This is a genomic window from Halopseudomonas sp., assembly GCF_036961105.1.
In the GTDB taxonomy this organism is placed as follows: Bacteria; Pseudomonadota; Gammaproteobacteria; order Pseudomonadales; family Pseudomonadaceae; genus Halopseudomonas.
Genome location: NZ_JBALWW010000003.1, coordinates 19,673 through 34,869 on the forward strand (window position 1 = coordinate 19,673; position 15,197 = coordinate 34,869).

23 protein-coding genes and 1 tRNA gene are annotated in these 15,197 nt (G+C 60.4%); 8 read left to right on the forward strand and 16 right to left on the reverse strand.

Going from position 1 to position 15,197, the window contains the following annotated elements:
* The first annotated feature begins 162 nt into the window (after positions 1-162).
* The 3 genes from V7756_RS04670 to V7756_RS04680 all read left to right on the forward strand — a co-directional run bounded on the left by V7756_RS04670 (position 163) and on the right by V7756_RS04680 (position 3,271).
* Positions 163-1,365, forward strand: a complete 1,203-nt coding sequence (locus V7756_RS04670; RefSeq protein ID WP_335608995.1) for a phosphoadenosine phosphosulfate reductase domain-containing protein — start codon at positions 163-165, stop codon at positions 1,363-1,365.
* Positions 1,358-1,603 carry a hypothetical protein gene (locus V7756_RS04675; protein ID WP_335608996.1) on the forward strand — a complete coding sequence of 82 codons (246 nt, stop codon included), beginning with the start codon at positions 1,358-1,360 and terminating at the stop codon, positions 1,601-1,603. The genes V7756_RS04670 and V7756_RS04675 overlap by 8 nt, the downstream gene beginning before the upstream one ends.
* 120 nt (positions 1,604-1,723) lie before the next feature.
* Positions 1,724-3,271, forward strand: coding sequence for a recombinase family protein (locus tag V7756_RS04680; protein WP_335608997.1), 1,548 nt, complete (start codon positions 1,724-1,726; stop codon positions 3,269-3,271).
* On the opposite strand, the gene V7756_RS04685 is transcribed toward V7756_RS04680, so the two are convergent.
* Positions 3,250-3,326: transfer RNA gene (locus tag V7756_RS04685), tRNA-Met, on the reverse strand. The genes V7756_RS04680 and V7756_RS04685 overlap by 22 nt on opposite strands.
* Positions 3,327-3,704: 378 nt before the next feature.
* Here V7756_RS04685 and V7756_RS04690 point away from each other — a divergent pair.
* Together V7756_RS04690 and V7756_RS04695 are read left to right on the forward strand one after the other, a co-directional pair.
* Positions 3,705-4,763 (forward strand): GGDEF domain-containing protein, encoded by a 1,059-nt coding sequence (locus V7756_RS04690; RefSeq protein WP_335608998.1) that lies wholly within the window; start codon positions 3,705-3,707, stop codon positions 4,761-4,763.
* A gap of 229 nt (positions 4,764-4,992) precedes the next feature.
* Complete coding sequence (locus V7756_RS04695; protein ID WP_335608999.1) at positions 4,993-6,180, forward strand: tyrosine-type recombinase/integrase; 1,188 nt, start codon at positions 4,993-4,995, stop codon at positions 6,178-6,180.
* Here V7756_RS04695 and V7756_RS04700 read toward each other — a convergent pair.
* From V7756_RS04700 to V7756_RS04770, 15 genes are all read right to left on the reverse strand, one after another.
* The gene (locus V7756_RS04700) at positions 6,177-6,380 is read right to left on the reverse strand and encodes a helix-turn-helix transcriptional regulator (RefSeq protein WP_335609000.1); all 204 of its coding nucleotides are present in this window, start codon (positions 6,378-6,380) and stop codon (positions 6,177-6,179) included. The two genes, V7756_RS04695 and V7756_RS04700, sit on opposite strands and share 4 nt — an antisense overlap.
* Positions 6,377-6,598 carry a hypothetical protein gene (locus tag V7756_RS04705; protein ID WP_335609001.1) on the reverse strand — a complete coding sequence of 74 codons (222 nt, stop codon included), beginning with the start codon at positions 6,596-6,598 and terminating at the stop codon, positions 6,377-6,379. The genes V7756_RS04700 and V7756_RS04705 overlap by 4 nt, the downstream gene beginning before the upstream one ends.
* Entirely contained in the window at positions 6,595-6,813 is a 219-nt protein-coding gene (locus V7756_RS04710) for a Lar family restriction alleviation protein (RefSeq protein ID WP_335609002.1), read from the reverse strand. Before V7756_RS04710 ends, V7756_RS04705 begins: the two co-directional genes overlap by 4 nt.
* Positions 6,810-8,660 carry a DNA cytosine methyltransferase gene (locus V7756_RS04715; RefSeq protein WP_335609003.1) on the reverse strand — a complete coding sequence of 617 codons (1,851 nt, stop codon included), beginning with the start codon at positions 8,658-8,660 and terminating at the stop codon, positions 6,810-6,812. The genes V7756_RS04710 and V7756_RS04715 overlap by 4 nt, the downstream gene beginning before the upstream one ends.
* A complete protein-coding gene (locus tag V7756_RS04720) occupies positions 8,657-8,920 on the reverse strand; it encodes a hypothetical protein (protein WP_335609004.1) in 264 nt (87 codons plus the stop codon). The genes V7756_RS04715 and V7756_RS04720 overlap by 4 nt, the downstream gene beginning before the upstream one ends.
* Positions 8,921-8,946: 26 nt before the next feature.
* Positions 8,947-9,897 (reverse strand): hypothetical protein, encoded by a 951-nt coding sequence (locus tag V7756_RS04725; protein ID WP_335609005.1) that lies wholly within the window; start codon positions 9,895-9,897, stop codon positions 8,947-8,949.
* Complete coding sequence (locus V7756_RS04730) at positions 9,897-10,091, reverse strand: hypothetical protein (RefSeq protein ID WP_335609006.1); 195 nt, start codon at positions 10,089-10,091, stop codon at positions 9,897-9,899. Before V7756_RS04730 ends, V7756_RS04725 begins: the two co-directional genes overlap by 1 nt.
* Complete coding sequence (locus V7756_RS04735) at positions 10,088-10,642, reverse strand: phosphohydrolase (RefSeq protein ID WP_335609007.1); 555 nt, start codon at positions 10,640-10,642, stop codon at positions 10,088-10,090. The genes V7756_RS04730 and V7756_RS04735 overlap by 4 nt, the downstream gene beginning before the upstream one ends.
* Positions 10,639-11,004 (reverse strand): DUF7673 family protein, encoded by a 366-nt coding sequence (locus V7756_RS04740; RefSeq protein WP_335609008.1) that lies wholly within the window; start codon positions 11,002-11,004, stop codon positions 10,639-10,641. The genes V7756_RS04735 and V7756_RS04740 overlap by 4 nt, the downstream gene beginning before the upstream one ends.
* On the reverse strand, positions 11,001-11,444 hold the full coding sequence (locus tag V7756_RS04745; RefSeq protein ID WP_335609009.1) for a hypothetical protein: 444 nt from the start codon (positions 11,442-11,444) through the stop codon (positions 11,001-11,003). Before V7756_RS04745 ends, V7756_RS04740 begins: the two co-directional genes overlap by 4 nt.
* A 38-nt stretch (positions 11,445-11,482) precedes the next feature.
* Complete coding sequence (locus V7756_RS04750; RefSeq protein ID WP_335609010.1) at positions 11,483-11,809, reverse strand: pyocin activator PrtN family protein; 327 nt, start codon at positions 11,807-11,809, stop codon at positions 11,483-11,485.
* 2 nt (positions 11,810-11,811) lie between these two features.
* On the reverse strand, positions 11,812-11,970 hold the full coding sequence (locus V7756_RS04755) for a hypothetical protein (protein ID WP_335609011.1): 159 nt from the start codon (positions 11,968-11,970) through the stop codon (positions 11,812-11,814).
* On the reverse strand, positions 11,960-12,244 hold the full coding sequence (locus tag V7756_RS04760; protein ID WP_335609012.1) for a phage antirepressor KilAC domain-containing protein: 285 nt from the start codon (positions 12,242-12,244) through the stop codon (positions 11,960-11,962). Before V7756_RS04760 ends, V7756_RS04755 begins: the two co-directional genes overlap by 11 nt.
* Before the next feature lie 10 nt (positions 12,245-12,254).
* Positions 12,255-12,833, reverse strand: coding sequence for a hypothetical protein (locus V7756_RS04765; RefSeq protein WP_335609013.1), 579 nt, complete (start codon positions 12,831-12,833; stop codon positions 12,255-12,257).
* 245 nt (positions 12,834-13,078) lie between these two features.
* Positions 13,079-13,735 carry an XRE family transcriptional regulator gene (locus V7756_RS04770; RefSeq protein WP_335609014.1) on the reverse strand — a complete coding sequence of 219 codons (657 nt, stop codon included), beginning with the start codon at positions 13,733-13,735 and terminating at the stop codon, positions 13,079-13,081.
* Between the two features lie 108 nt (positions 13,736-13,843).
* On the opposite strand from V7756_RS04770, the gene V7756_RS04775 reads away from it, so the two are divergent.
* The 3 genes from V7756_RS04775 to V7756_RS04785 all read left to right on the forward strand — a co-directional run bounded on the left by V7756_RS04775 (position 13,844) and on the right by V7756_RS04785 (position 15,197).
* Positions 13,844-14,074, forward strand: a complete 231-nt coding sequence (locus V7756_RS04775) for a helix-turn-helix transcriptional regulator (protein ID WP_335609015.1) — start codon at positions 13,844-13,846, stop codon at positions 14,072-14,074.
* 399 nt (positions 14,075-14,473) lie between these two features.
* Positions 14,474-14,986: a phage regulatory CII family protein gene (locus V7756_RS04780; RefSeq protein ID WP_442908955.1), complete on the forward strand. Its 513-nt coding sequence runs from the start codon at positions 14,474-14,476 to the stop codon at positions 14,984-14,986.
* A complete protein-coding gene (locus V7756_RS04785) occupies positions 14,979-15,197 on the forward strand; it encodes a TraR/DksA C4-type zinc finger protein (RefSeq protein WP_335609017.1) in 219 nt (72 codons plus the stop codon). The genes V7756_RS04780 and V7756_RS04785 overlap by 8 nt, the downstream gene beginning before the upstream one ends.

The following is a 15,197-nucleotide window of genomic DNA, read 5'->3' on the forward strand; positions in this document are numbered from 1 at the left end:
GACTCCATACCTCTGCGAAACCTGCGGCGGGTTCCTTTCGGAAACAGACGGGATCACCGGCTGCCGCTACTGCTCAGGGGGTAAGAAACCATGAACCAAACCCAGGTGCACACCAAACCCAATTCACACAGCCAGACAGACATATTCTCCGGAAGCCCCCGCATGGAAGTCGGCGAAGCCATGGAGCTCACGGTGCAATCACTGATTGCCCACGGCGACGAGCATGACCACTGGGCAATCGCCTGGTCAGGCGGCAAGGATTCGACCGCCACGCTCACCCTGATCATTGCCCTGATCGAGAGCGGCGACATCAAGCGGCCCAGGACGCTCACGGTGTTCTATGCCGACACGCGCCAGGAGCTGCCGCCGCTATATATCGCGTCGCTACAGATTATGGCCAAGCTGCGCACCCTGGGCATCAACCTGCAGGTGGTCCGTGCGCCGCTCGATAAGCGCTTTCTGGTGTACATCCTCGGCCGCGGGGTGCCGCCGCCCAACAACAACACGCTGCGCTGGTGCACCCGGCAGATCAAGGTCGACCCTATGACGGCCGCGCTCGAGCAAAAGCTCAACGAGCTCGACGGTACCGCGCTCATGATCACCGGCGTGCGCCAGGGTGAATCAGCGATCCGCGATCGGCGTATTGAAATGAGCTGTGGCAAAGACGGTGCCGAATGCGGGCAAGGCTGGTACCAGAAGCTGTTGCCAGAAGCCAAAGGCATCAAAGGCCGGCTGGCCACCCTCGCGCCCATTCTGCATTGGCGGGTGTGCCTGGTTTGGGACTGGCTCAAGATCTATGCCCCCATGGCCCGCTATGGCGCCTGGGACACCGAGGCCCTGGCTGATGCCTATGGCGGGGATGAAGCTGAAGAGGTCAATGCGCGCACCGGCTGTACCGGGTGCCCGCTGACCGATAAAGACATGGCGCTCGACACCATATTGCTCAACCCGCAATGGGCCTACCTTGCACCACTCAAAGAGCTCAAGCCCATTTACCGCGAGCTGCGGCTCCCGCAGAACCGTTTGAGGAAGGCCGGCGTCGAGATCCTTAAAAGTGGCAAAGAGGCAGCGAACCCCCAGCGCATGGGGCCGCTGACGTTCGCCGCACGTCTCGATGCCTTGGAGCGGATATTGGGTATTCAGGCGCGGGTAAATGCAGCGGCCGCACATCTCGGCCGCCCAGCAATCGATATTCTGGACCAGGAAGAAGAAGCGCGGATCCGCGAGCTGATCGCAGCCGAGACCTGGCCAGATGGCTGGGCCGGTGACGAGCCCACCGCTGATACGCCGATGGATATCGAATATGGCAATGGCGTCGTGCAGCCGCTGCTGTTTGGCGCAGAGGAGTGCAGCGGCAATGCCTGACCATATCTCATTCCAGCCAAGCAACCCCGATGCCAAGCCCATCAAACAGCAGCTGCTCGAAGCGGAAGCCCGTTCATGGATCCGCCGCGGCTATCGCACGCCGGAGCGCCTCGAGCAGCTGCAAGCCATGCTGAAAGAGAAAAAGCGATCGGAATCCAACATCCTCACCCTGGTCGACGAAATGCGCCGGCAGTGGAAGCGGCGCGCCGAGTGGCTGCAGCCGGGTGACGGCTCATGACCGAGAAAGAAGCTATTATGTCCAGGCTCAGCCCTGGGCAGATTATGCTGGCGGAAATACTCGCGGAGGCCTTCAAGGCCAAGCAGCGCGCCAGGGCAACCCACTCTGACCGGTCTAATAATGAGAACAGTAATCTACGCCCGCTACAGCTCAGACAAACAGAGCGAAACCTCCCTCACTGACCAAATCAGCCTTTGCCGGTCCCGCGCGTTGCGCGAGGGCTGGCAGCTGGTGGCCACCCACACCGATACAGCTCTATCCGGATCCACTCAGGTAGCCAGCCGCCCGGGCGGCAAAACGCTGCTCGCCGACGTACTGGCCGGCCGCTTCGAGGTGCTGCTGCTCGAAGGGCTCGACCGCTTGGCGCGCGACCAAGTAGAGCAAGAGTCTGTTGTCAGGCGCCTGGAGCATCGCGGGATCCGCATCATCGGCCTGTCAGACGGTTACGATTCGCAGCACCAGGGCCGCAAGGTCATGCGCGGCGTGCGTGGCCTGATCAACGAGTTGTATCTCGATGACCTACGCCACAAAACCCAGCGTGGCATGCATGGCCAGGTAGACCGCGGCTACATCGCCGGCGGCAAGTCCTATGGTTACGACATCCTCAAGGAAGAGGGTGGCAGCCGCTACGTGATCAACGAGCTCGAGGCGCACTGGGTGCGCTGGATCTTCGCCCAGGTGGCCAAGGGCAGGGCATACCGGCACATTGTTACCGAGCTCAATGAGAAGGGCATCGCATCGCCCCGGGGCAATACCTGGGCAGTCTCGGCGCTATACGGTAGCCCGGTTAAGGGATCCGGCATCATCAACAACCAGCTGTACATTGGCCACTACGTCTGGAACCGATCGCAGTGGATCAAGGATCCAGACACCGGCAAGCGTCAGCGCGTCGACCGGCCGCGACATGAGTGGCGCGAGGCAGATCTGCCGGAGCTGCGCATCATCGATCAGTACACCTGGGAGCGCGTTCGTTACCGCATCGACCACGGCCGCGACAGTAACGGCCGCAAAAGCGAGGTTCGGCCGCGCACGGCCATGCTCAGCGGCATCCTGCACTGCCCGCACTGCTCTGGCCCGCTCAGCTCATTCGGCAGCACGCGTTATGGCTGCTCGCGCAGCAGGGACCGCGGGCCAACTGTCTGTAAGGGGTTCACCATCGGCCGTGCGAGGGTAGAGCGCCGGCTGCTGTCTGCCGTGCGTGACCAGGTACTGACCGAAGACGTGGCCGCGCTCTGGGAGCAACTGGTCAAAGAATCTGCAACAGAGAGTGACGCCGGCGCGCTGGAATCCCGCCGCGACGAGCTGCAAGCCGAGATCGGCCGCCTCGTCGACGCCATCAGCCGCATCGGCCTGTCGGCCGCGATCGAGCAACGCATACGCCAGGCCGAGCGCGAGCTGCGCACCCTGGAAGCCGAAATCGAGCAGGCACAGCGATCCAGCACTAAGCTGGGAGATATAAAAGGAGAGTTCAAAGCGCTGCTGCTGGATCTGAACACTTCACTACAAGCCAGCCCCATGGAAGCGCGCAGGGCAATGAGTGAGATATTGGGCAGCGTGAATCTGGAGCTGAAAGGCCGCGAAATATGGGCCCAGATAGCAACCGGCCCCGCCCTGCAAATAGCAGTCGGGGCCGATGGCTGTAATGGTGGTTGCGGGGGCAGGATTTGAACCTACGACCTTCGGGTTATGAGCCCGACGAGCTACCAGACTGCTCCACCCCGCGTCAGAGGTGGCCATTCTACTCACAGAAAGTTTTCTGTCAAGCGATTGAAGAGAAAAGATTTTTTATTACCGCCCGAGGCTGATTTTATGGCTTGTACGAGAGGCATTCAGAGAAATGTGAAAGCATAATGACATCATGCATTTTTTTGACATACTCTGCACTTCGGGTAGCCTCTTGGCTTTCCTGGCAGATTAGCTGGAACACACATTAATAAAGCGGTTCAAACCGTACAGGCAGAACAGGTAGACAGCGCACGTGGAAACGACACAGCCGACGTACAAGATTTCAACCTGGCGTGGTGAGTTCTCTGACCCCCAAATCGAGCAGGCCTACCGCCAGTACACCGAAGTTGCTACCGCGCGTAATCTGCGGAGGGGCTTGGTCGTTTGGATAGTCTTGTTGCTGCTGTTTGGCTTGCTGGACTATCCGATCCTGGGCAACAGTGTCGGCTTCGCTATCCTGGTCAGTTTGCGTCTGGCCACTGCCGCCTTGCTGGTGATGCTGTTTTTTCAAGTCAAACGCAAGCCTTCCCTGGCGACCGCAGGTTATGCGGTGACCGCGATCGAGATCTTTGGCTTCGTACTCTTCTTCTTTCTGTATTTTATTCGTCACGATATCGTCAGTTGGGTAATCGGCGTGGCGGCCATGATGATCATCAGCCTGTATATCTTCATCCCCAATCGCGTCTACCTGTCCACGGCCACTGCCGTATTCGGCATCAGCGGCTTGCTTTATTCGGTGTGGTTGAATGGCTTTGGCACCCCTGAGCTGATAGGTCTTCTGTTCATCCTCTCGTTGCCGGCCGTGGTGGGGTTCTTTTCCACCTTGCGGCGGCAAACGGGGCAGCGGCAGCAATATGCGCTGTTTCAGCAGGTCAGCTCGATCAACCGCAATCTGCAGAACGAGATCAAACGCCGGGAGGCGCTGGAAGAAGAGCTCAAGCGCCAGGCCACCACTGATCCGCTCACCGGGCTGTTCAATCGTCGTCAGTATGAAATGCTGTTTCATCGTGAGCGCGAACGTTGTACTCGGCAGCACAAGCACATTTCATTGGCGGTTGCCGACCTGGATCACTTCAAGCGCATCAATGATCAGTTTGGCCACGATATTGGCGATCTGGCCCTGCGCCACGCGGCCGACCTGTTCAGCTGCCTGCTGCGGCAATCCGATGTGGTCGGGCGCTTTGGCGGTGAGGAGTTTGTGCTGATACTGCCCGATACTGATCTGGAACAGGCAGTCGCGGTCGTCAGTCGGTTGCGCGAGGAGTTGGCTAGCCGGCCATTAGTTACACCGCAGGGAAGCATTCAGCTCACCGCCACTTTTGGCGTCACCCAGGTGGAGGGAAGCGAGGACAGTATCGAAATGGTGATCAAACGGGCGGACAAGGGCCTTTACGAAGGCAAGGGCGCAGGTCGCAATCGGGTAATGACCGCCTGATCGGTTACACTGGAGCTCCCTGCTTCGGTCTGATTCGGTCCCCCTGTGCGCAAGATTATCCATGTTGAATGTGACGCAGGTTCGCGGCTGTTCGCTGATACCCGTTTTATGAACGCAAGCCACGTGCAATGCGGGTTTGCTGTTCGCAACTGTTCGCGTTAATGCGCAGACAGCCGGGAAAAAAGCGGGTATAAAAGCGGGGTATTTTGAGTCGGAGACGATACCCGCTATGCCCCTCACGGATGTGCAAATCAGGCAGGCCAAGCCAGGTGAGAAACCCCGAAAGCTGAGCGATGCGCGCGGCCTGTATGTTGAGGTGCGGCCTACGGGTGCCAAGTTCTGGCGGTACCGCTACAAGCTGGACGGCAAAGAAAACGTGTTCGCCTTGGGCGAGTACCCGGAGATGAGTCTAGCGGATGCGCGCACCGAGCGCGACAAGGCGCGGGTGCTGGTCAAAGAGGGTAGGCATCCGGCGCATGTTCGGCAGACAGAACGCGCCAAGCAGATGGCCGAAAACGGCAGCACCTTCAAGCTGGTCGCTCTGGAGTGGATCGCCAGCAAGGAAGGCATCAGCCAGGGCTACCGCGCGCAGCTTACTCGAGCATTTGAACGTAACCTGTTCCCCTACATTGGCAAGGTGCCGGCGCGTGACGTTACGGCGGCCATGCTGTTGGAATGTCTCAAGCGGATGGAGAAGCGCGGGGCGCGGTATTACCCTATTTCGATGATCAACTGGGTGTCGCAGATGTACCGCTATGCTGTGCGCACGCTGCGGGCTGATGCTGATCCGGCAGCGGCACTGTATGGAGCGTTTGTGCGGCCGCCGGTTGAGCACAGCACTGCAATGACCGCTGATGAGATCGGGCGCTTCCGTGTTGAGCTGGCCGGCTATGGTGGTTTCAGAGCAAACGTGATTGCCTTGGAGCTGCTGCAGCTTCTGTTCGTGCGCACGGTAGAGCTGCGGCGTGGCCGGTGGGAGCACGTCGACCTAGACGCGGCAGTGTGGGATATACCGCCAGAGTTGATGAAGAAGCGCCGCCGGCACCTGGTGCCGCTGCCGGCTCGCGCGCTAGATCTGCTGCGAGAGCTGAAGACTATCACCGGCGGCGGGTCGCTGATGTTCCCTGGCCTGCGCCATCCAGACAAACCCATCGATGGCTCAACCCTCAACAGGGCACTTGAGCGGTTGGGGTTCAAGGGGTTTACGTGCCACGACTTTAGAGCGACAGCATCAACCCACCTATACGACTCGGGGCTATTTCGGGGTGAGGTGATCGAGATGCAGTTGGCGCATGCTGAGGACAACAAAACCAAGGCGGCCTACAACCATGCGCAGTATCTAGAAGAGCGAGCCGCGCTGATGCAGTGGTGGCAAAACTACTGCTTTGCGGCAGAGGAAAGGTACCGGGCGGCCTAAGCTGCCCGGTTCATCTTCTGTTGTGTGATCCACTCCTGGACCTCAAGCAGTGACCACCGGGACAAGCTGCCCAGTTTGATCGGCTCCGGGAATTCCTCTAACTGAATCATGTCGTACAGCTTTGTTTTGCGTATCGCGACCATGGCCATCACTTCCTTGATGGTCAGCAGCCGGTCGATAGTGGCGGTTTGCGTAGTCATTGCTGCTGCCTCCTGCGGATCTGTTGGCGCAGCTTGGAGCAGCGCTGGTGATTGCCCTGGTTGCGCCGGCGGCCGCAGATATCGCATAGCTGTGGCAGATCGAGCGGGGCGGCATGGATCGTCTGCTTGGCCGGTACGGCGATGAAGCGGCGGGCGGCGTGCTCTGGCTTGATCCCGTCGACGTGACCGGTAGAAAACAGATAGTTGGTTGGCTTCATGCTCTTACGTCCCATAGTGCGCGGTGCTGGTCCTTCGAGCCCAGGTGCGGCCCGGTTGCGCCGCAGTTGCAGCATTGGATGAACAGAAACTTCTCTGGCTGCTCTTCGGTTTCTTTCTTTATTACGTGCTCCAGCTCTGTGGAGCCGCAGAAAGGGCAGGGCAGCAGGCCGGTAACGCTGAGCATTTCAAGCTGTTCTGCTTTGATCCCACTCATACCCGCACCTCCTGCCTGCTCAAACTGATCGCTATGGCCATCGGCCGCACCCAAACTGGCATGGTGTTTAGCGTGAAGGTCTCGCCCATTTCCGAGAGCATCAGGGTGCTGAGCATCACGTCTGCTATTGCCTTGCCTGCCTTCCTCGGTACCGCGTTGCCGATCCTTTCCCGCCATGCGCTGTCGTTGTTGCCGTGCAGAATGAACTGCTCACCTACCAGCTGCAGCGCGCCTGTCTGTTCGCATGGCCGCCAGATGTCCTCTGGATCCAGCATGCTTTGAATTGCGGCGCATTCCAGCGTTGTGAACGGGCGATGCCAGGTGCCGTCGAGGCTGCGGATAACGCAGGTCAGGTGGTCGCTGGCTGCCGGCATGCGTATATCTGCTACCGACCAACGGCCGTTGTCGTGCTTCGCCCGGGCGGAGACGGCGCCGCTGTGTTGCTCCCAACCAACTACGCCATAGTGGCCGCCGGTCAGGTACGCGTCGCCCTGCCTGCGATCGAGGACGCGCGGGTCTGCGACGGACTGCCAGCCACCTTGTACCCCTTTACCTCCGGCTATGATGGTGGCTGCAGCCTGGTCGAAAGGCACAACACGATAGTTGCCGGAATGCCTGTTCCAGTTCGGTCGAGGATCGGCGATGCATTGGCCGCCAGAGCTCGGGGACTGGCCGCCGGTAATGGTGCCGGCAGGCTGTTCGCTGCTAACGACGCGGTACACATTGTTATGCCGTACGCCGGCTGGCCGTGGATCCGCCACGCTGAACTTTCCTTGCCCTGGTGACTTCTGGCTTGTGATCGCGCCCACGTGTTCTGCAAAGGGCACAACGCCGTACTGCTGGCCATCCTTCCACTTGGCGGACTGTTCAAAGCGGGGATCTGCCACAGAGAAAGCGCCGTTCGTTGGGCCGCTGCGGCCGGCGATGGTGCCGGCGTGTTCGCCCCAGCTGTTTACGCCCAGGTAGCCGCTCTGGTATTCCGGCACAATCGCATAGTCGCGCAGGTGGCCATCTTCTACTGCAAACCGATTGAGGCTTCGCCAGTCGCCGCCGGCTTCGACCAGGGCAAGGCGCACCCACGTTTTCCACTGCAGGGCAGGCACGCGGTGCATCGGGCCGGCCAGTTCAATGTCGCCGGCCAGCGGCATGCGTTCAAGGATCTCGCCCACGCCCTTGAGCCGGTGCGTTTGGGGTTGATACAAGAATGCCGGCACGCGCTCGACGTGGCGCGCGACCATCAGGAAGCGCTTACGGCTCTGCGCCAAGCCTGCGATCTTGCCGCAGTCGTGAACTGTTTCTGCCACGGCGTACCCGTAGAAGCTGAACAGCTGCTTGATCTGCTCCAGCAAGTGCCGGCCGCGACTGGCGAGCCGTGGCACGTTCTCGAAAACAATCAGCTTTACCGGGTCGGCCTTCCATGCCTCCAGCATCAGCCAGACGCAGCGCAGCGTCAGTTCATTCAGCGCCTGGTACTTGGGCGTCAGGCTTAGGCTCTGCGATAGCAAGCCGCTGGCACCCTTGCACGGGCTGCTGATGAACACGGCGTCGGGCGTCACGCTGCTGGCCGCGCGGCGCACGTCTTCAATGGTTGCTTCCTTCCAGCCTGGTGGCGGCTCGACGCCGTGAAAGCGGGTGTATTGATCGCGGGTGAACAGATCCTGCAGGGTGCCTTTCACGCCGGTGGCTTTCTCGAAGTCGGCCAGGCCGGCCGGATCTACGTCGATACCGCCCAGGCAACGCCAGCTGCCCTGCATGTTGTGCAGGCGCAGCACGCTGTCATTGAATCCGGCTTGGCCGGATCCGAGGCCGCAGCAGAAGCCGAAGTGTTTGTATTCGCGCTTGATCATGCGGCACCGCCTTGGATGAACAGCTGTTCCTGCAGGGGCTGGCGTGGCTGCGGCCGGTTCGGTACCGGGTAGCTGGTTACGCCGGCTTCGCATCGGTAGCTGCCGCAGATCTCGGTGGCGAACACCTCTTGCTTGTGCTGGCTGCAGCTGCCAAACGGAGTGCGGTTCTTCTGGCCTTTCCAGTCCTGGAACGGGCAGTGTTCATCGTTGGCGAAGCCCTGGCCGGTGTAGTGGGCGCAGCTTACGCAGGCTTTTGGCATCTGAAATCCGCACTGTGGGTCCAGGTTCATAGATCACCCCCAAGCTGATCAGTCGTGCCGTTGAACTCCGCAATCAGGATGTTGATTGGGTTATCGGGAAACATGTCTGCTGGCATCCGCGTTACCTGCATTTCACGGATGTGGTGCGCTGGAGCGTTGGCCAGTGCGTTCAGCACTTGCTTGAGGGCGGTGCGTGAGACGGTGACTTGTGTGTCTGGGTCCGGGGCGGCAGCTGCATGCGCGGTCGCGAGTGGGGGAGTTGAGGGATCGTTGATCAGCAGCCGCAAAAATTCGGTAGCGCGTCGGTCGGTAGGGAACGTCAGTCGTACAGTCGTCTCGCCCTGGATAATGGTTAGGGTGGTGACCTCTTCGCCTTGCGGGCTGATCATGCTGCCGGGCAGGGTTATTACTGATTCGTGGCCGCTTCCAATGTGGATAGTGGGCACGGCAGGCCTCGCGTAGCGCTGTGTAACCAGGGCTTTTAGCACGTCTGATGCATGGCTTTGGGAGGCAAATGTCAGCGTGACAGCTGATTTGCCGTTCTCGCTGATGGTCAGCGATGCGGCGGTGTCATCGGTTGGCAGGTGGTAGCGAGAATTTACGGTGACGTTCTTGCCTTGACCGAACGGGACAACGGGCACCTCCTGGCTCTTCTCCGCCAGTTGCTGGCGTAGGCGCTTAACGCAGCTGTGGCCGCCGTGCTGCCCGTGCTGCCAAGTGTGGCCGCAGTCCGGGCAGCTGTGCATTTGGGGCTCGTCTACCTGCTTATACCCCTCGGCAAGCTGCGCGTGCGGCGCTTTGCTTGTTGTTGCGATAGCTCGGTCATGGGCGGGCGTGGCGCACGCTTGTGGTGGGGTATGCGCGGTTTTTGTGGCTTCACCCTGGTTGATAAGGCCTGCCCCTGCGGGGCAGTGACTCTTTGTTGTCGTGCTGCTGGCGTGGCGGCCAGCACCGGCTTTTGTGGTGTTGTGGGTCATCAGGCCGCCCTCTGGTTGTTGCGCAGCAACTGCGCGTCGAGTTGCACAATCTGGCTCTGCAGGTTGGCTATCGTCCGGTGTGCGCGGGCGGCGGCGTCTGGCTCCAGATTGGGGAGGGCGGCTTTAAGCAGATCAACATTAGCCAGGTGGGCGCGGCGTTTGGCGCTGAGCCCCTGCAGTACATAGGCGCTCATGCTGCACCGCCTTGCACTTTGGCGCGGTGGGTGGTGGCCAGCAGCTCCATCAGCAGGGTGAGGAACTGCACCTCTGCTGTGACGGCGTTGCAGGGCACGATGCGGGCGGTTAGCGGGGTGACGCCCTGCAGGCAATCCCATTGGCCGGGGTGCTCTGGCATGAGGTCGCGGCGCTCGGTGGCCAGTAGCGTCATGTCTGCTGCATGCACTGAGGTGGGCAGGATCTCGGGCAGGTCGAAGCGCTCGCAGATGGCCTGCCATATCCGTTTTTCAACGGTGCGAAACTCCGGCATTACCTGCTTGAGCGGGCGCACCATGTCGCCCACGTAGGCCTCGGTGGCGTCGTGCAGCAGGGCTACCAGCTGGTACTGCACCGGCACGATCTGCGCGACGCGGATGCTGTGCTCGGCCACTGAGTAGTGCTTGTGGGTGTGGCCATTGAAGCGGCACAGCTGCGACAGGGCGTGCGCTATGTCGCGTGGGTGGATCATGTCGGCCGTTGGCTCCAGCAGGTCAAACTTGATGCCGGTGTGGGTGAGTATCCACGTCATTGCGCACCGCCTTGGCCGTAGGCCTGGTGCAGCTCGGCAAAGAGGACGGATCCGTTGGAGAGGTATTCGTGGATCTCTCTCGCGGGCTGGTTGTCCATGCGCAGCAACAGCAGGCAGTCTTCAAGCAGGCTGTGATCCAATGCGCGTAGGCTGGTGAGGTCAAAGGGGTTCTCCGGGCCGTTGTACAAGCCCAGCAGGAAGCGGCCGACAACAGCGCTCTGGCCGCTGTGGCGGCGGGCTACGTCCAGTAGTCGAATCAAGGCGGGCATGCCTTGCTGGTATGCGTGGGCCCGCGCGGTTTCAGCTTCGTCCGTGGCTGCCAGAACACTGGCCAGCGCGGCAGTAGCGGTAAGTGGTTTCATGCTGCAGCCTCCATCGGTTGGCCCTTGTCCTGGTTCTTCTCGGCCCAGTCCGGGTCGCCTACGGCATTGGCCATCTGCAGCAGCTCGGTGCTGAGCGTTTGCGCTGTGGCGGCGTGTTCGATGGACTGCAAGCCGGCAAAGGTCTGGCCGGCCAGGCGCAGCTCATGGCCGGCGCGCAGCAGGGTGTAGCGCTCATGCTTGGTGCGCGCGCGCTGGGTGGTGAGCTGGGCACGCAGGCTGCTGACTTCGGCCTGCAGGTTGGCGCAGCGTTGTTCATGCTCATGGGCGATCCGGCGCTGCTTGAACACCTGGTTGCGCAGTGGCTCGATCAGCTGCCGGTGCTTTTCGTTCGCGACAACCCGCCCGGTGAGCATGCCGAAAAGGTAGGCAAGCGCGCAGATGCCAATGGATACCGCCAACACTATGTCTTGCTGGTTCATGGGTTGCTTCCTCGTGGTTTGCTGACTGGTGGTGGCAGTCAGTGGGTTTGGTCTGCCGGTTCCGCCCGGCTGGCCTGTTGCTGGTCTGCCTCCCAGGCGCGCTCTTCGATGTACGCGGCAAGGTGGCGAATGTGGATAAAGCGGCCGGCCTTCTGGCTGTTATCCAGCGTGGTCACCGGCAGGGGGATGCGCTCGGTACCGAGCACCGCCCGAAATGTGTCTTCATTGGTCGTGCGGAAGTAGCGCGTGCGCACCTCTTCCACCGGCAGCAGCTCGTCACCAAACACCCGGAACAGGCGTTCCAGGGTGTCGGCGGCGGGCGGTAAGCGAAAGCGCATAGGGCGCTGGTTGTCGTGGTCACTCATGGTCACTTGCTCTTCTTGTTTGCCCGTGGGTGGTACCAGGCGTTCTTCACGTGGGTTTTCACCAGATCGCGGTAGTCTTCTGGCACCTCGGCCAGCGCTGCCTGGCGCTCTTCCTTGGTTGGCAGCGCTTGAATCTTGGCCGCGTACTGTCTAGGCCACACCTCGGTTGTCCTCCGGTACCGGCGGACGCTCCAGCCCCAGCTTGTCGGCCAGCCAGTTGATGCCGGCCTGCGTGACGCGGGTAGACTCGCTGTACTGCATGCCCAGCGTTTCGTGGTACCAGCTGCCGCGCTTCACCTGCAGGTAAAACCTGTCGCGCAGCGGGTGGGCTGGCAGGTTCTGCGCATTCAGCAGGCCGGCTTCTTTCATTGCTGCAATGAGCTTTGGGCGGGTGGTGCCCAGCTGGCGGGCGGCTTTCTGTAGGTCGCGGATCATGGTTCACCCCCTAGGCTGCCGCTTGCGTCAGCATTGCGCTGGCAAGGTTGTTGATGGCATCCACCAGGCGGCGGGTACAGGTGTGCTGATCTGGCCCGGCCTGCAGCGACATGACTACCTGCCCGCACGCCAGAATCGCGTGGGGTAAGCCGCCAATAGAGATGGGGTTGACCGCCACCTTGATGATGACGGTATCTACCGCAAAGTCTGCAAAGCCGCCATTCTCGGCAAGCTCGGCCACCTGCAGCTGCTGCTTGCGGCTGAGGCAGTGTTGCTCTGCCGGCAGGGGGATCACCTGCGCTGGGGCAGGCCGCGCGTTATCCAGCCGCTCGTTTACCGCGTCTTCAATGAAGCGGATCAGCTTGGGGTGTGAGCCGATGTGCCGTTCCAGCGTGATGCGATTGGTGCTGTCACCGCTGCGCACGGTGACGTGCGCTTCGTTGTCGCCCTGCTCGAACTCGACCACCACCGGGATCACGCCAGCGCCCAAGGCCTGGCACTTGTGGTGAAAGGTGCCGTTGAGCTTGAGCTGAGCGCCCAGCAGGATGCGGCTCGTTTCGGGGATGGTGAAATTGAGGTGATTCATCATGCAGCCCTCCCGCCATCGTTCGGGCTGAAGGTGGTGGGTGCGGGAACTGGTTTCGGCTTCTGAACTACCAGCTTGCCGCCGGTGCCCCGCAGGGCGTTGCGTAGCTCAAAGATGCGGAAGATGTCGCACGTTGGTAAGACGTGGATGGTTGCAGGTTGGGACATGACGTTGCCTCATCTGTGGTGGAGATGAGGCGAATATCACGCAATGAAATTAAATTGTCAACACAATGGGTGATTAAAAAATCACGTATCGAAAAACCTGGACGATTTGAGGATACCTCCGACTAGGTGAATTTTCTCCACTTCGCTTTCGTTCAAGTGAATCGGGGCATGATCTTGGTTGACGCTGTCGAAACGGTACATGCCGTCGCGGTGGTAGATAAACTCTTTAATCATGCTTCGGCCGCTGGCGGTCCGGACCATCACTTCATCGCCCGTGCAGTAAGGCTTGTTAGGCTCGATCAATACGAACTCCCCGTTCTTGATGCGTGGGTGCATGCTGTCACCTACTACGCGCAAGCCATAGGCGTTGGGGTCGTCGCTATTTATCAACAGCACGCCATCCCCGTGTCCTGCGGGATAGTCCATCGCCTCAAAGAATCCATCCGCTCCTAGTTCTGCTTTGCCTACCACTGGCACAGTTCCTTCCTTGGCTGTTAATACATCGTAACCCTCGGAGGGTTCATTAATGGCCTTGCCGCCTATGTCGAGTAGTTCGGCTAAAGAGATACGTAGCTGTTTCGCAATCTTTCTCAGATCCGCCAGGTTGGGTTCCCGGTTGTCCTTTTCATAATTCCCAATGCGTGACTGTGCGCCCCAGCCGCACAGCTCTGAAAGCTGGGCCTGGCTGAGATTCATTTTCTTGCGGAAGTGCGCAATGCGCTGACCAAGTGTGTTCATGCTTTTTTATATCACGCAGTGTGAAAGATGATTTTCACTTTTCGGGTTATCTGAGGTTGCTATATATTGCGCAACGTGATTAATATGCGGGCAGAGCGAGGACAAGCCATGAACCTGATAGCTGAAGTAAGAAAGAAACATGACATTAAGCAGGCGGAGCTGGTACGCGAGCTGGGTTGGAAGCAGAGCCGCTTGGGTAACTATGAAAACCATTCCAGGGTGCCTGGCCTGGCAGAGTCGCGGGCGATTGTTTCGGCTCTTAACCGGCTGGGGGCTGGTTGCACGCTTGATGATGTTTTCCCTCCGTCTGACGATTATCAGCACAGTCAGGCGGCGTAAGAGAGCGAAGGCCCAGCCAGACGGCTGAGCCTTGCAGTCCGTCCTGTTTGAGCAGGGCTTGCCGGTATCTCCACCACAGAGTTACCGGCCGTTTGGTGCAGTGAGTGACCGCCACAGTCTTGGCTCACTGCATACGCATCAGGTGGCACCACGAGGTAGACCACCTGTTGCGCGCTCGTCCCGGCACGGATGCCGGGGCTTGCCAGCTTCTCCACCACAGAGGGGCTGGCCGTTTTTGGATTGGCGCGCAGGTAAGCGCGCTGATCCTGGTGCAGGGGCTTTCCGATAAGAGCGCCCCTACTTGTGACCACGAGGAGTGCTCACGGACCTGACTGTATCAAAACAGCAGGGCTGTGGCACTGGCAGACTTTTGGAGTTAATGCCATGAGCCGAGCAGCAATGAGCTGTACTGAAAGGGCCAAGCGTGAGGTGCTACCACTCGCGCTGGCCCTTTATCATGCCAGCCGGGATTATCCCGGCGGTGCCAAAGCAATCGCCGCCATCTACGGGCGCAACGCTACCACCCTGCAGCACAAATTGAGCCCCACTCAGCCCACCCACGCTGCCAACCCTGACGACATTGAAGAGGTCACCACCGCCACGCGGGATCCCCGCATTCTGGATTCGATGTGCGAGGCCTTTGGCGATGCCTGTTGGGTAGACCTGCGCGAGCTGCTGCACGGTGAAAGCCTGGATGAGCAGACGGTAGGCTCGGTGATCGCTGCCACCGGTGAGACGCTGGCCAAGCAGTCGGCGCTGATGAATGTGATTTCCGCCGGCCTGGCGAATGACAACCGGATTGATCAACGCGAGCTGGCGGCCTGCAAGCTGCAGATCCGTAACGCGCATGCGGCGCTGTTGATGCTGGAGCGGGTGCTGGAGCGTGACGCGGAGGGCTCAGACGATGACTGATACCGTCGACCGCGCCACCGATTACCAAGATGAATGGCTGGCTTCTCGCCTTGCAGCCGCTCGGCCCGCAGCACCAGTAGGCCCCTCACTCACTATCTGCATTGACTGCGACGACGACATACCCGAGGCGCGGCGCGCAGCTGTACCGGGGTGTACGCGCTGCATGCCTTGCGAGTCGGACCACCGCAAGCGGGGTGGCCGTAATGGGTAA